Here is a 17,233-nt window from a genome sequence, read left to right on the forward strand (position 1 = left end):
ATGGAGGATTGCCGTAAGGGGGAACTGGCTTCATGCTTCGTCGTTTTTTTGCCTATTACAGGCCGTACAAAAAACTGTTTATTCTAGATTTTACATGTGCGATTCTGGTCGCGCTGCTGGAGCTGGCTTTTCCGCTGGCTGTGAACCGGGTTGTGGATGATCTGCTGCCGGGTGGACGATGGGACTGGATTTTATGGGCGTGTCTGGGACTGTTGGGTATTTACCTGCTGAATTCGTTCCTGAATTACATAGTCACTTATTGGGGGCATAAGCTGGGGATCAATATCGAGACGGATATGCGTAAAAATCTGTTCAACCATGTACAGAAGTTATCCTTCCGGTACTTTGATAATACGAAGACAGGACATCTTGTATCCCGCATGACAAATGATCTGATGGATATCGGAGAGATTGCTCACCATGGTCCGGAGGACGTATTTATTGCCGTGATGACACTGGTGGGTGCTTTCACGATCATGATGAACATTAACGGGGATCTGGCGATTCTGACGTTTATCATTGTGCCGCTGATTATTTACCTATCCTTGTATTTTGGTAGCAAAATGTCCAAGGCCTTCAGCCGAATGTTTGGGGATATCGCTGATTTCAATGCTCGTGTGGAGAACAACATTACAGGCATTCGTGTCGTTCAGGCTTTTGCTAACGAAGAGCATGAGAAAACACAGTTTGCTGTAAACAACGGTCGTTTCCGTCAAACCAAGCTGATTGCGTACAAGATTATGGCGTGGAACTCTTCCATCAGTTACATGCTGATGAAGCTCGTATCCTTGTTTGTTCTCGTATGCGGTACGTGGTTTGTTATTAATGGCAGTATGTCTTATGGTCAGTTTATCGCCTTTATCATGTTGTCGAATGTGTTCCTGACACCGATTCAGAAGATTAATTCGGTCATCGAGACGTATCCCAAAGGCATTGCGGGTTTCAAAAGATATACCGATCTGCTCGATATGGAGCCAGATGTCAAAGACCGTGCTGATGCCGTAGCGGTATCCCATCTGCGCGGGGATATTCGTTATGAGCAAGTGACCTTCGGTTATTCAGATCAGGAGCCTGTACTTCAAGGGATTGATCTACATGTCCGTGCCGGTGAAACGGTGGCTCTGGTCGGTCCGTCGGGTGCCGGAAAAACAACGCTCTGCAGTCTGCTGCCGCGATTCTATGATGTGCTGGAAGGGCGCATCACCATTGATGGTCAGGACATTCAGCACATGACGCTGGACTCCTTACGTGGTCATATCGGGATTGTGCAACAGGATGTGTTCCTCTTCGATGGTACGATTCGGGAAAATATTGCGTACGGCAAGCTGAATGCATCGGAAGAAGAAATCTGGATGGCCGCTCGTCGGGCCCAGATGGAGTCTCTGATTCTGTCGATGCCGGAAGGACTGGATACACTTATTGGGGAGCGCGGCGTGAAGCTGTCCGGTGGACAGAAGCAGCGGTTATCCATTGCTCGAATGTTCCTGAAAAACCCGCCGATTCTGATTCTGGATGAAGCGACCTCTGCACTGGATACGGAGACGGAAGCCGCGATTCAGCAATCGCTTGCGGAACTGTCCGAAGGCCGTACCACGCTTGTTATTGCACACAGGCTGGCGACGATCAAAAATGCAGACCGCATCGTGGTCGTGGCCGAGCAAGGTATCACCGAGCAGGGACGTCATGAGGAACTGCTCGCTTCAGGCGGCGTTTACAGTCGTCTGCACCATGCGCAGTTTGGTGCGTAGGCATAGTTAGTTGCTTAAACGTTTGGGAATACGTAGTACACAGGAGTATATACGTTAGCCACCGTTCATGACTTGGAAGGAGTCGGGGCGGTGGTCTTTTTTTATTTTGGAAGGAGGGAAAAGTATGATCACATGGCACCGAAATGGGTAATGATGGGCAAGGCTAAGGTTGGAGTGTATGATCGCTACAACAGGTACATGATTAAGGGCTTTCATGCATATCATCTGGAGAAAATGGAGCGTTGGGAGGCAATGGACATGTCAGATCTGACTAAAATACTACTCACCTGTCTAGGTTTTATTTTGATATTATGGTTGTTATTTGTAGGGATTCGTCATTTGATGGGGCAAAATAAAGGCTATAGCTCCCGGAACTTGGTTGGCTGGTTTACGGGACTTTTTATTATTGGTGCCGTGCCACTTGCTTTTGCTTTTTATACCTCCATTACGGACGAACATCTGGATGCTAACATCGGGTTAGGGCTTGCCATGCTGTTTGCCTGGGCATATTGTGCGCTGCTGTTGTGTGGTGTGTTAGGCGTGTGGGGAAGGTATTGGTGGCGTGGAAAAAGGAGGTGATGGATAGATTATTATTTCAAGTGTTATTCAACTTAAATGTGCAATGATTTATTGTTGGAAGATAGCGAGATGATGCATATATCATATGGTACTATGTCAAATTAGTTTTTTTAAATCTGAAATGGATTTAATTGTAACTATTCTAAAAAGCGATCCTTTACCAGAAATTATCTGTGTAAAGGATATTTTTATTTTGAAACCATTGTCTAAAATAACTCGATTTTATATATAGCACATATCATATGAATGATTATTATATGTGTTGTATTAAATTATTAGATTTATAAAAAACCAATCATAATTGGACAATTATACATATATAAGATTTTATATATTAAATCAGGGTTTCGTTCGACAAAAATAGACAATAAAATACAAAATAAGCCTATTTCTTATTGGAGACGAATAAACGATAATGATAAAGCTATTCAACAACTATTAAATGAAAAGGAGTATGGCTGATCGGTGTGAGGTGAAGGTTTCGCATTATGGAAATTAAATGACAATATTATAGTAAGGGTGAACATTCTAAATAATGAAAATTAAAGTAGCAGTTAAATTATTAATTTCTCTAAGTTTGATTTTGACTATGGGTGTTACAAGCACCATTCAAGCAGAGGAAAGCAAAGCTGATAAGGCAGTTAATCAGATATCCATAGGAACTCAGCATTTCTTGGTGTTGGGTAGGGATGGAACCATATGGTCAGCTGGACAGAATAATGGACAATTAGGAAGGGATTCTGATTCAGTATTTGACGATCTAAAAGCTATTCCTTCAGCAAAAGATATGGTTGGCATTTCGACTGGGCGATTCAGCAGTTATGGTATTACGAAGAATGGTAAAGTATTAAACTGGCGAAATTCTTCCTCTAATTTGGATTCAATTTTTTCTTCACTAAATAACGTGAAAATGGTAGTTGAGGGAAGTAATTATTATGCAGTTCTAACTACGGAGGGAACCGTTTGGACATGGGGAGTGGGTTTTTACGGACAATTAGGACTGGGAGATCGCGATGCACGTAAGGAACCCACACTTGTCCCTAATTTAGATAAAGTCACTGAGATCGCTATTGTAGGTCAAACCACATTGGCAATTCAAGAGGACGGTACGTTATGGGGGTGGGGATCTAATGCTTCTTATGAATTAGGTAATGGGAGCACTAATGAAAGTTTTGTTCCTGTCCGGATTGACATTCCAACAAAGATCAAGCATATCTATTCCAATTTCAGCAGTAACGTAGCGGCGATTGACGTAAACGACGCTGTATGGATGTGGGGTAGCAATAGCAATGGACAATTAGGAGATGGAACCAAAGAATCTAGAAAGTTTCCAGCAATTAATGATGAATTGGGTAAAGTTAAACAACTTGCCTTAGGACGATCACATGTTCTTGCTCTGAAACAAGATGGAACCGTTTGGGCTTGGGGGAATAATGCAAGTGGTCAGTTAGGTGATGGTACAACTTCGGAACGCTTATTACCGCTTAAAGTACCTGGTTTATCGGAAGTGGACTCTGTAGCAGCTGGGCAAGGACCCATCAGTGGGGCGGTTAGTAAATCTTCTCAGATCTATATTTGGGGGCAGGAAATAAGATCGCTGTCAGAGTACAATGCTGGGAAAAAATTAATCTCTCCTCAGCTTATAACGATTAACGATCAACCCAAAGTCGTTGTACTGATCAATAAGCCTGAAAACCTTAAACTTAAAGTCGTAAACTCTTCTTCTGTTCAATTGTCATGGGATCAACCTAAGGCAAAAAATGAGCTTGAAGATGGATTCAACATCTACCAGAACAACGTGATGATTGGTAGTACCAAAGAGAAAACGTATGTTATTAATAACCTCGATGCAACGAAAGAATACATCTTTTATATCAAAGCAAAAGATACGTCGGGTCAAGAATCGGAAGCAAGTAATACGGTGAAAAAGAGAGGGATTGGAAAATATACTTACGTCTATAATTCTTCAGGCCAGCTTAAAAGCATCCTCTTCGAATCCGGCAAGAAAATAAGTTATGAATACGACAAAAATGGAAATTTGAAAAAAACAACGGTAGTCAATCCATAAACGATTAACACACTGTAGCTACTACTTATTGAACGGAGCGAAACTTAGTTGAAACATTCTAAAATGAAGAAGTTTATGAATATTATTCTTATCTTTTCAGTCGTGCTAGGTCTTTTCGGAAACTGGATACCGGCGACTACATACGCAGAAGAGCAAAACGACCAAGAGGTTACTGAAGGACAAAATCCTTCTCCGTTGGAGTCTCTTTCTCTAATTGCAGAGCAGTTTGATAGAACGGAAGACTTTATCCAAGGTTACCTGAATCAGGGTTATACGTTGAATGAAGTCATTAGTGCTTTATATAAAGCTAGAGACGAACAGATTGGATTTGATGAAGCCTTGCAAGCTATTCGTCCGCAGGAAGTTAACGAATCTGCTACGGTCACGAGTGATGTTTATACAGATTCCGCTGTAGCGGAGGAAACACCAATCACGGGTGTGGAAGCTGATCAGTCCAGCATCTTGCAGCGGTATGAAACGTTTGCGGTGGAAGAGGAACTGACTGCCCCGCCAGATACCGACCTTGAGAAAGAAAACGAACCGAAAGAAGAGGAAGAAAAAAGCGCTGAGGATGAGGGAAAAGAGCAGGTAGAACCAGATGATCAATCAGAAGGTGAAAAAGAGTCTGAAGAAACAGCACTCCCCACAGAAACGACAACCGATGATAAAAATGCACCTCAAACAAATCAGGATGTAGGTCAAGAACCGACAGCACCTTCAAGCGAAAACACCTCTAATCTCGAAGGAAAGCCGGCTGCTGAATCCAAGGAAACACCATCATCACAAGGAAGCGCAGACAGTACATCTCCTACGTCGATGGAATCAAAATCAGAACCAAAGAATATCTCAGAAAAAATATCCAAATCTGATCCTGCAAAAGGATTGGCAAAAGAGGCCAAAGATACCTCTGTAAAAAATGAAAAGCAATCGGAGTCATCTTCACCAACGAAGAAAAAATCTAAATCGGATGTAAAACCACTTGCAGCACAAACGAGTATCCCAGATCCAGGGAAGCATATCGCTGAAAAAGCACCAGTCTATAGTAAAAAGTCGTTTAACGAGGCTCCTTATACCGTAGGTGAAAACGGAGAAACCATTTCGACCATGAGCGGTGGTCTGATGTTGGAGCATGTCGATGCCTCATTGCCTGGACGTGCAGGAATGTCATTTTCATTAGAAAGGCAATATAACTCGAATGCAGCCCAGTTTTATGATCCGGCCGTGGGAACGAATACATATGAGTATCCGGTCTACAATTATTTTCTCAGCTATCAGGCAGTGAAGAAAAAAATCATTACTAAATATTATGTCAAATACAAACTCAACAAGTGGGCTCAGGAAGACTATAATGGCGATGGAATAAAAGATAATGACACGATCGTTGTGGAAACACCCACTGTACTGCAAGGTACGTATACAACAGAAGCTGAGGCTCGCAAAGCAGCAAGTACACAAATTGCATTTTGGAATCCATCAGAAAGCCGTACCGAGCAACAAACACGTAGTGGAAGCCTGAACAGTTTACCTTCAAGTATAAGCTATAACAGTGGTGGATTTAGCGGTACACTAAACAAATCAGGCAGTGCTCAGGTCATTTCTGGCCAATATCAGCCTGCACGTACAATTACTGCTCCAACACAGACGTGCACGAACTCCATTCCAGGAAAATATGACTCCAAAGGTGTCTGGACTCAGACAGGTTCAGGTAACCCATGTCCAGATACGAAAACAGCGACCGTTGAGGGCAAAACCATTACGCTAACCCGTTCCTCGGTGACGGCTACGAAAGCTTGTCCATCACCAGATAAATCGGTAGCGAACTATGTATGTACTAAAACATGGGAAGCTCGTTACAACGGTTCTGTATCGATCCCAGAGTCAGACACGCGAATTTATTCCCAATCCTATATTGGAAGTGTCGTTAAACCGGGGCAATATTCCCAACAACGTTATGATTCTTGGATTGCAGGAAAGGCTCCATATCAGTATCGTTATGCCTATTCTGTGCGAGAGCAGCCTTGGGTGGAGCAGGAAATCACGGAAGGACCGGCTGAAAGCATCGCTTTATTCACGGATGGTACACCTGACTGGATCGCGGTAAATGATTTAAAAAACAATGTCAATGGTAGTCCCGGAATGGATATCTCTGCTTCAATGGAGGACAGAAGTTATAATTATTACTTGGCCTCTAATCCATCAGCGGAGATAAGAGCTTATCAAGTAGGTAGTAATTTTGATGTGACATACTTTAACAAAACCGTTCCCGCTGCTACAGATAAACGGGCACCACTCGGTAAAGGATGGTCTTGGAAATTACCTTATATCGAAACGGAAAATAACAAATCGTACGCAGTCATGACAGATGGAGGCCGCTACGAAATTGTAGGTAATACGCTTAAAGGTTATGAGTGGGAAGGAATCACCATTAGACCGGATACGACAGTTTCGGTGGGAAATGATGTATCTGCGCAAGTCATTGTTTCGACAGATGGATTAAGTAAACAGTATTTCAGTGCAGATGGACGGTTGCTTCAGCTATCCGATTCCCGTAAAAATGATATCCAATTCTTCTACGAATTGAATTCATCCTATCAAAGTAAGCTGCTAACGACGGTGAAGGATGCACTTGGCAATACGATTAAAATCGTATACACGCCATCTACCGTGACGATCACCCAAGGAGAGCGTACGGTCACCTATAACAAACAAATAAAAAACGGTGTAGAATTGCTCGATTCTGTCATTGATCCGCTTGGACGCAAGACGACCTATGCTTATAAACTGGCTGATGCCAAATTTAATCTGCTCGGTTTTAGCCCGGAACGAGCTATCGCTAACCCCTATGCCTTGTTAACTGGAATACAACATACAACTGGAGCCAAAACGGTATATGAATACGAAAATGCACCAGTGCGTCGTTACATTGGAGCAGACTCACTAAATGAAGCATACCGTGTACTGACCCGTAAAGACCAAATCGTATACGAAAATGGGAAAGTGGAGGACTACAATCGACAAACCCTAAGTTATACATCCGATCTAGGTGCAAGCTATGGTCAAAATGCTACGTTTAGCTCAATAATTAGTAGCGGATTGACTGAAAGTCAATCAACGTATCGTAAAGTATTTGTGAATAATGACACACCAATCGCGTTTTATAGAGACCGAACCGTTGTTAGTGCTGAAGGGCGTGTGGAGACGTCAACGTATACGTATGGCAAAACCGTAAAAAACAGATCCTTTCCGGTCACTGTACCTACAGTAACTACAGTTAAGGATAATAAAACAAACGATTCCTTGACCACTACCTTACAATACGACGATTATGGCAACGTGACATCAATGACAGATGCAACTGGTAAAACAGTAACCAGTACATATGACGGTACACGTCAATGGCTGACTGGCGTCACTGAAATGGTGGATCAGAGCAATAAAAAAGTTACAACGCTCACGCGTAATGAGCAAGGGGATATTACCGGCATTGTCAGTCGGCAGGGAAGTAATAGTGGCGAGCTCTTGCACCAATCGAACTATACCTACGATACCTATGGCAACGTTCTGACCCAACGCATTGCTAATGATACACAGGATCAAGTAACTACCGTGGAGTATGATAGTAGGTACCAGCAAGCATATCCAACCCGAACAAGTATAGCTGTGACAGACGTCGACGGGAAGTTAAGTAACGTATCAACAGGAGCTCAATATAGTCCAGCAACGGGACAATTAATTAGTTCAACCGATGCGGAAGGCCGGACCATTCGTTATCAGCAGGATGCTCTGGGTCGAACCATTGAAGTCGTTCAAACAGATGGAAGTGTGTTGCGTGCCAATTACGATGATATCGGCAATAAAATCACGGTTACTGATGAAACCGGGCAGCAACGCGTAACCCAATGGAATGCACTCGGGCAACAAATCGAGTCTGGGTATTATTCTGGAGGAAACTACGTTGTCGCTAGCCGTACAGGATACGACCCTTATGGACGTACCATATGGTCTGAAGATGCGTTAGGGAATCGGACTCGAGTACAGTATGATAGTTGGAACCGTATCATTTCTACAACCGGAGCCGATGGTGTTGCCATCAACGCGCAGTATAATGATGCAGCACGTAGTGCAACGACAACCGATGCCGAAGGATACGCTCGTACTCAAACCTCTGATATGTGGGGCAACCTTTTGCAGGTGCAAGAGAAAACTCAACAAGAGAATTCATGGCGTACTTTAGAGAAAAATAGCTATGATGTCATTAGTGGTAACTTGCTAGAGCAAACAGATGGGAATGGGAATACGAAGCGCTATACGTATGATATTCTCTCTAGGCTCACCAAGGTAACCAGCCCTAACGCGGAACAAACGACATACACGTATGATCGTGTAGGGAATCTTATCCAAACCACGGATGCCGCTGGTCAAGTTAAAAAACATCGTTATGATGAAATGGGACGCCGGATTCAAAGCACGGACAAGTTAGGACAGTCTACACGGAGTCTCTATAACCCAGACAGCAGCCTGAGCCAATTTGTAGATCGTAATGGGAATACCTTTACGTATGCCTATGATGCTCGTGGTAATCTGGTGAGCAAGAGTAGCTCGGAAGAAACAATTCGATATATCGTGGATCTCGTAGGCAAACGTACAAGCATGGTGGATCAGACCGGAACAACGACCTACCAGTACGATCCTGCAACCGAACAGCTCACTCAAATTAGCTATCCAGACGGCATGGTTACAGCCTTTACGTATGATTTGAACGGGAATCGGACATCGATGACCAATCCGTTTGGAATAACAGTCTACTATGGTTATGACACGATGAACCGTCTAACATCTGTAGGTACAACGCCAGATCGTTTAGATGCGCAGTACAGCTACTACTTGAATGGATTAAGCAAAGAAGCGACATTACAGAATGGTGTGCGCTATGCAAAGCAATATAATGGTCTTGATTTGATCGAACTATCACAAAAGAGAAATGAAGTGACACTGCAAAACTATGGCTATCTTTATGATAATAATAAAAACATAGTGTCACTCAATCAGGTGGATTCCAAGGATACATTTACGTACGACAATTTGGATCGGGTTTTGAGCTCAAGTGTGAACAACGAGGCCTATCAATACGACAAACAGGGCAACCGCTTGACTCTGGCATCCGAAGCGGAATCTAACATTTCAGATACTTCCTATACGTATGATCTGAGAAATCGCTTGACGAATGCGCAAAAAGGCGACAAACAGGTTGGTTACACGTATAATGGCGATAATCTCTTAGTTGAACGATTGGAACATGGCAAAACTACGCGTTATTACTACGATGATCGTGCACAAATTATTGCGGAAGCCGAAGTAAGCAATGGGACCCCATCACTGAAAGCCAGTTATATTCGAGGAGAGAAACTGGAAGCAATCCAGTATGCAGATAGCAGTAAGGCATATGTGCAAGTGAACGGACATGGGGATGTGACAGAGCTTCGTGATGTAAACGGAGAGGTCCTCAACCGCTACGTGTACGATATTTGGGGAAATATACAGTCCAAAGAAGAGAAAGTACACAACCCGTTCCGATATGCGGGTGAGCTATGGGATGACACGACTGAACTGCAATATTTGAGAGCACGTTGGTACAATCCTGCTGAAGGTCGGTTCCTGAATGAGGATGCGTATAACGGCGAACTCGATGATCCGCTGACTCAAAATTTGTATACGTATGTGCTTAACAATCCGTTGCGCTATGTCGATCCCACAGGGAATAAACAATGCGAAGGTGCAACGACGTGTGATGGCGATCCGGTCGAAACGAAGTTACGAAATTTTATTTACAACAAACTTCAAAATGGTTCGTACAATAATGTGGATCAATTTGCTTACGATATTGGTACATTAACCATCCATATTGAGCAGAAAAAAGCTGGTTTGATCTTTGATGCAAATACTCGAGATTTGTATCGTAAGATGGCTAAATTGGCGGTATATGGAGCCGATAATGAAGCTCGAACTTACGGACAAGTTGATATGGGCAACCTCGCAGCGCTATTTTTTGTAGGATCGATAAAAGGGGCTTCTTCCAACGTTCTTAGCGGAAAGTTCAATTCTTGTAACTGCTTTATTGCAGGAACCAAGGTATTGACTGCCGAAGGAGAGAAAAATATCGAAGACGTTGAAGTTGGAGATCAAGTTCTTGCGAAGTCGGAATATGACTCTGATGGAGATTTGGCTTATAAAGAAGTAACTGCTTTATATCGCAATCAACGTGATGATATCATTAAGTTGCATGTGGGAGAACAACTCATTGAGACAACGAACAATCATCCGTTTTGGGTAGAAGGCAGAGGTTGGGTTTTTGCTGATGAACTTCACGTTGGTGACAAGCTTCAAAAGGCTGATGGAACTAATCGAACGATTGAAAAAGTGGAGTTTGTTCAGCTCGACAAACCAGTAACGGTATATAACTTTACAGTTCAGGACTTCCATACCTATTATGTGACGGATTTAGGGATTTGGGTTCATAATACAAATTGTTCCTTGAAAACTGTTGTTGAATCATCAAAGGCAATGAAGCAGGTAGATAAACTTTCTCCAGAGCAAAAGAAATTTTTTGATACAGCAGTTACAGGCTTAGCTACAGGAGATTTTAGGGGACTACATGTGCATGCATTAAAAAATACTATGAAAGGATTTTGGGCTGCTGATTTAAAAGGTATAGGTGGAGGTCGTGGCCAAGGAAGGATAATTTACAAAGAAATTAACGGAAAGATTGAAATATCTGATGTTGATTTAAAACATTATAAAAAATAAGTGATAACAGGGGGAATATGTTTGGCTTTTGTTCATCTGTTACTTGAGGTTTATTGTCTTTACGGAATGGAAGATGGAATAGAATATGGCGACATTCCTTCTTTTTGTAAATGTGGAGCTGGACAGCCAGGTTATCATTGTATGGAAAATGACTGTCCGTTTGTTGCTCACACAGATGCACCTTTTGAAATTGCATATGCTGGTGAATCAGGTGAAGTGCCAGATATTGATTCATGGATGGGTTTTGGAGGAGACATGGAGCCTGAAGCATATTCAGAAAGTGAGATCGTCGAGTTAAAGGAAATGTGGAAAGAGATTTGTAAAGAGAAGATACAGGAGGCATATATGGAATATATGTTACGAAGTAAACTGAAAAACAATTAATCTTATAGCCTTGAGGGATGTCACCCCTCAAGGTTTTTAAATGTACATATTTGTAAATGTATAAGACAAATAAAGGCAGAAGTACTAGCTTCCAAGTACTTAATACAAATTATCATGTTCCAATAAATTAGGAGACTATTATTTCGTTAATTGGAGGGGGAGTTTTTAAGCCCTTTTTGTAAACCAACATTTTGTAATTTGTCACGCGTGTTGAATAACCAATAAAAGGTAGAAAAAGAACCGCAACCTCGGTAAAATGTTTGTACCCCTACAAACTCCGAAAGGTGGCGGTTCCATGAAAAATTCTAACCGATTTCTCTCGTTTCTTCAATCCCTTCTCTCACCCGAAACAGTAGCACAGGCTGCTAAGAATGCAGGATATGAGGATACATCACGCCAATTTTCAGTTCATTGGTTACTCGAGTTTTGGACACTTTCCGCTGTACATCGGTGGAAAAGTTACCGAAGTGGGGCGGACTTGGCCCAATCGGCAGGGCTTAAATCAGCTCATTATTCACGCATTTCGACGAAAGCGGCCGAAGTGCCTTATTCGGTGTTAAAAGAGTTATTTCATCGTTTGGTTTCTCAAAAGAATCGCCGTTTTCGCCGGCAGCTTGCTTTTCCCAAAGAGCTGCTCTTGCTGGATTCAACCACGGTTACGGTAGGGGAAACTCGTCTGCCGTGGGCGCCATACCATGGCAAGAAAGCAGGAATTAAACTTCATGTAGCACTGCGAGAAACGCAACATGTCCCTGAAAAGGTCGAAGAAACGACGGGATCGGTTCATGATGGACCCATTTCAGATCAGCTTGTGCATCCCGATTTCATTATGATCATGGATCGCGCCTATGGAAAACTGGAGCGACTGGATCGCTTCAAAACGAGCAAGCAGTCTTATGTAGTCAGGCTCCGAGATAACGTCAATTTGCACGAGCCACGCTCTCTCCGCAGACATCCATCAGAGGCATCTAATGTGATCCGGGACATCTCATGCCAGCTAGGTACGCCCCAAAATCGTAGCCAGGAACGTCACTGGGTGGTGATGTTTAAGGATTACGAGGGTCGAGAATTCGAGTGGCTACCGATTTAATGGAGGTCAGCGGTGAGCAAATTGCACAAATGTATAAAGCTCGCTGGGAAATCGAAGTCTTTTTCCGTTGGATCAAGCAAAATCTGAATGTGCCTACCTTATTTGGAACCACGGAAAACGCCGTTTATGGTCAGTTGTACGGAGCTTTAATCGCTTATGTGATCCTCAAAAGTCTCTTTGAGTCGGCAAAAATGAACGTACCTAAGCATGTGCAGCTTTCATTTATTCGTTTTTTTCGCTTGTTTCTTACGGAACAATTACCCGTCGAATGGCGACTGGTGATGCAACATGAACATTTTTTAAGTTCGGTGTTTCAGCAAAATAAATTTACATAAATTAGATATTCAACACGCGTGACACAAAATATAACTACCGTAAAGATTTTATTAACAATGACACACCAGCCCAGTACTATCTGGATGGAAGTATTGTTAGTGCAGAGGGTAAGACCCAAACCACAACGAATACCTATGGTAAAACCGTCAAAGGGCGTAGTTATGCTGCACCAACACCAACGGTAACGACCGTAACGGATAACCAGGCCAAAGATGTATTAACGACGACCGTACAGTTGGATGACTACGGTAATATCACCTCGGTAACGGATGCAACAGGACGCACCACGAGCAGTACGTATGATGAGACTAGACACTGGTTAACGAGTGCTACCGACATGGTGGACGCGACCAACAAGAGATATACAGCACTTACACGGGATGATGTCGGTAATGTCAAGCAAATCGTAAATCGTAAAGATAGTGCCAGTGGTGAACTGTTGACACAGGCTGACTACACTTACGATGCATATGGTAACCTGTTAACTCAGCGTATCTCGGATGGCAAACAGGAACGAAATGCGACACTCGAATATGATGGTCGTTATCAAAATGCATTTCCAACCCGTCTGAGCATGATAGTGACCGATGTGGATGGTCAAACAACACCAGTAAGCACATCATCTGAATATGATACGACTACGGGTAGTTTAATCTCATCCACGGACGCAGAGCAGCGTACAACCAAGTATCGTGTGGATGCGATTGGCCGTACTATCGAAGTAACACAAACGGACGGAACCACGCTTCGTGCAGACTATGATGACATCAATAATACGATCAAAGTCACGGATGAACTTGGCCAGCAACGGTTACAGAAATGGAATTCGCTAGGCCAGGCCATCGAGAATGGTTATTTCTCAGGAGACAACTATGTGGTGTCTCAGCGTACCGGGTATGACCCGTATGGCCGAGCGGCCTGGGCAGATGATGCACTGGGGAATCGCACACGGAATAAGTATGACAACTGGAGCCGTGTAGTAATGACAACTGGAGCAGATGGTACGTCCACAGCGATGAAATACGATGATGTCGCTCGCACAGCAACCAGTACGGATGCCGAAGGCTACATGCAGATTGCAACCTATGATAAGTGGGGCAAAGCCATCCAAACGGAAGAGAAAACGCAGCTGGATGAGGTACTCCGTACACTCGGAAAAAATAAATACGACAACATCAGTGGTCAAACGCTGGAGCAAACCGATGGTAATGGCAATGTGACGGCATTCCGTTATGATGTCATGGGTCAGCTTCGTCAAGTGACCAGCGCCAATGGAGAACAGACGCAATACAGCTATGACCTAGCTGGTAATCTGCTCCAGACGATTGATCCAGCAGGTAACATCAAAGAGAACACGTATGATCAGCTGAATCGCCGGATTCAGACGAAGGATAAGTCAGGCAACACAACGAAAAGTTACTATACACCTGGCGGTAACCTGACGAAATATGTGGATCGCAATGGTAATACATTCACCTATGCGTATGACCAGCGCGGTAACTTGCTCCGTAAAGTAAGCTCGGACGAAACGATTAGCTTCGCTGTCGATGTCGTGGGTAAACGCACGAGCATGACTGACCGTACGGGTACGACGAGCTATCAATATGACCCTGCAACGGAGCAATTGACAAAAATGACTTATCCGGATGGGTTGACTACTGAGTTCACGTATGATCTCAATGGTAACCAGACCGAGATGAAAGGGCCATTTGGCAACACCGTTTACACCACGTATGATGTAATGAACAGAATGACTTCGGTTGGTACAACTAAAGATGCACCTGATGCTCGCGACAATTATTATTCGAATGGATTGTTGAATTCGTCCCAGTCTCTAAATAATGTGAGTACCTTTAGGACGTATAACGGTCTGGATCTGATGAAGCTAGAGCAAGATCGTGGTCAAGATACAGTCGTTTGGTATAAATACAGTTATGATAGTAACAAAAATATAACAAAGCGTATTCAGAACGGCGTACAGGACGACTTTACGTATGATCAGTTGGATCGAATTGTAACAGCAAGTGGTAATAACGAGCAGTACACGTACGATAAACAAGGTAACCGCCTGACGATGCAGTCCGACAAGGAAGTTAACGCGGTGACCAGCGAGTATCAATACGATAACCGTGATCGATTGACTCAAGTCACTACTGACACGGCAAAAGTGGGATACCAGTACAACGGTGATAACCTGCTTGTCGAGCGTACAGAGAATGGTATAACTACGCGTTACTACTACGATGATGGCGCTCAGATCATTGCCGAAGCCGAAGTGCGCAACGGTACGCTAGAACTCAAAGCGAACTATATTCGCGGTGCCAAGCTGGAAGCGATTGTCTATGAAGATGGTAGCAAAGCGTATGTTCAGAGCAATGGGCACGGAGATATTACCGAGCTGCGGGATGTCAATGGCGTATTACTGAACAAGTATCAGTATGACGTATGGGGTAATCTGGAGTCGAAAGAAGAGAAAGTCCACAATCCGTTCTTATACTCTGGTGAACTATGGGATGATACGACGCAGTTGCAGTATTTACGGGCGAGATGGTACGATCCGAGTACAGGTAGGTTTATTAACGAGGATACGTATGAAGGAAAGCAAGCTGATCCACTGAGCTTGAATTTGTATACGTACGTGAGCAATAATCCAGTAAGGTATGTAGACCCAACAGGAAATTACTGCCAATCAATTAATGGGAAATACGGACATTCTGGGGGGTGTGATGATCTCAAAAACTCATCAAGATATGTACCGGATAGTATAGTAAATGCACATGTAGGTAAATCTTATAATGAATTAATTAAGATATATAATAAAATGAAAGAGAAGGCTGTTGCGAGCGCTAAAGAAATACAGATTTTTAATCTTGATCGAAATATGGTAGTTGCTGCTCCTAATGCAGGTAGCATCGGCCCGGTTTTAAACGCATTCTTTCAAATGTTAGGAATTGCAGGGGCAGTTAGTTTTGAGACATCAACTGCTGGCACTAAAACCCCTCCTAAAAATCAAACATTTATTTTTAGAAATGGTTCTAAAACAAATGTAAATCTTACTCCAAGGGTTGTTGATACAAAAGGTTTATCAATGTTTCTTAAACCAAGTAGTAAACAGTTCGCAATGACGACACTTGAAGCTGTTAATGCAACAGGGGTTATGCGTGCAAAGATTGATAATAAAATAACCGGGCATGTTTCTATAAGGGCAATAGATCCTTATGAGCACCAACTATGGATGGCTTCTAGAGAAGACGCTAAAAATAATCCATATTATCTAACATTGATTCTAAAGAGCATTTTAATTGAAAATTGATTATCTATTTCAAAAAAACAGAAAGAGGGACGATCATGGATATAAAAAAAATGTTGCCTAGGGATAAGTTCGACATAGAATCTGTGAAAGAGCTTGGCATGCTAAGTAATAACGAATTAAAAGTAATTATACCAGAGCTATTAGAATGGATACAGGACGGGAATTGGCCGATTGCAAAATCAGTTGAAGATTTACTTTTAAGATTTGGAGAAGAATTGATTCCTCATATAAAAAATGTTTTTAAAACAAGAGACTCTACTTGGGAATATTTTATGTTGACAGGACTAATTAGCAGATTACCTTCTAAGTATGTGGTTATGCTGAAAGAAGATTTAGAACGACTTTTAAAACATCCTACTGAAGATGAGTTGTTAGAGGAAATGGATGAGATTATAATTTATTTATTAAATAGAGTTGATTAACAAGAAATTATATTTTATTTGTGTAATCTAATGTATAAATTCGGAATTCTATTTAAAGCACATTTAACAACAACCTTGAAGACGCCATCTAGCCCTTCAGGGTTTTTTTATTCATAGGCGGAGTTAAGTCCAAGATATTGAACCAACTATTTATGTTGCATAGTATCAATATTGAGAGTGGATTTAATTGAATATTTGTTTTTGATGGGTTCTAGTAAAGTTAGAATCCTAATCTGGAAATGGAGTATTTTATGCAGATTGGGTTAATCTCATTATTACCTTCAGATTGTCCACGTATCTTAACCTAACTTAGTAAAAATAATTGAACGTCATACTGAAGACGAATTGTTAGAGGAAATGGATGAGGTTATCTTATCTTAACAAGATAAAGTAGTGGACATGATCGTTCTGGACTGCAAGTAGAAATTTCCTTGATCAGAATGATCTGGTCCCTTGTCCCCCAGATTCTCAAGAAATTGTTTCACTTTC

General features: G+C 42.5%; 9 protein-coding genes. All 9 read left to right on the top strand.

Annotated features, from left to right (window positions below; all coding sequences use genetic code 11):
* The first annotated feature begins 32 nt into the window (after positions 1 to 32).
* On the top strand, positions 33 to 1,748 hold the full coding sequence (locus tag ACR8BL_RS26435) for an ABC transporter ATP-binding protein (RefSeq protein ID WP_434750291.1): 1,716 nt from the start codon (positions 33 to 35) through the stop codon (positions 1,746 to 1,748).
* 132 nt (positions 1,749 to 1,880) lie between these two features.
* Positions 1,881 to 2,327: a hypothetical protein gene (locus ACR8BL_RS26440; protein ID WP_434750292.1), complete on the top strand. Its 447-nt coding sequence runs from the start codon at positions 1,881 to 1,883 to the stop codon at positions 2,325 to 2,327.
* Positions 2,328 to 2,862: 535 nt separating this feature from the next.
* On the top strand, positions 2,863 to 4,395 hold the full coding sequence (locus ACR8BL_RS26445; protein WP_434758286.1) for a fibronectin type III domain-containing protein: 1,533 nt from the start codon (positions 2,863 to 2,865) through the stop codon (positions 4,393 to 4,395).
* Between the two features lie 63 nt (positions 4,396 to 4,458).
* Positions 4,459 to 11,199 carry a polymorphic toxin-type HINT domain-containing protein gene (locus ACR8BL_RS26450; protein ID WP_434750294.1) on the top strand — a complete coding sequence of 2,247 codons (6,741 nt, stop codon included), beginning with the start codon at positions 4,459 to 4,461 and terminating at the stop codon, positions 11,197 to 11,199.
* A gap of 21 nt (positions 11,200 to 11,220) precedes the next feature.
* The gene (locus ACR8BL_RS26455) at positions 11,221 to 11,583 is read left to right on the top strand and encodes a hypothetical protein (protein WP_434750295.1); all 363 of its coding nucleotides are present in this window, start codon (positions 11,221 to 11,223) and stop codon (positions 11,581 to 11,583) included.
* 295 nt (positions 11,584 to 11,878) lie between these two features.
* Positions 11,879 to 12,673: an IS4 family transposase gene (locus tag ACR8BL_RS26460; RefSeq protein WP_434750296.1), complete on the top strand. Its 795-nt coding sequence runs from the start codon at positions 11,879 to 11,881 to the stop codon at positions 12,671 to 12,673.
* A complete protein-coding gene (locus ACR8BL_RS26465) occupies positions 12,658 to 13,008 on the top strand; it encodes a transposase (protein WP_434750297.1) in 351 nt (116 codons plus the stop codon). The genes ACR8BL_RS26460 and ACR8BL_RS26465 overlap by 16 nt, the downstream gene beginning before the upstream one ends.
* Before the next feature lie 236 nt (positions 13,009 to 13,244).
* Complete coding sequence (locus ACR8BL_RS26470) at positions 13,245 to 16,322, top strand: RHS repeat-associated core domain-containing protein (RefSeq protein WP_434750298.1); 3,078 nt, start codon at positions 13,245 to 13,247, stop codon at positions 16,320 to 16,322.
* 35 nt (positions 16,323 to 16,357) lie between these two features.
* Complete coding sequence (locus tag ACR8BL_RS26475; protein ID WP_434750299.1) at positions 16,358 to 16,744, top strand: DUF5071 domain-containing protein; 387 nt, start codon at positions 16,358 to 16,360, stop codon at positions 16,742 to 16,744.
* Positions 16,745 to 17,233 lie beyond the last annotated feature (489 nt).

It is taken from the genome of Paenibacillus amylolyticus (assembly GCF_051136285.1).
Classification (GTDB): Bacteria; Bacillota; Bacilli; order Paenibacillales; family Paenibacillaceae; genus Paenibacillus; species Paenibacillus amylolyticus_F.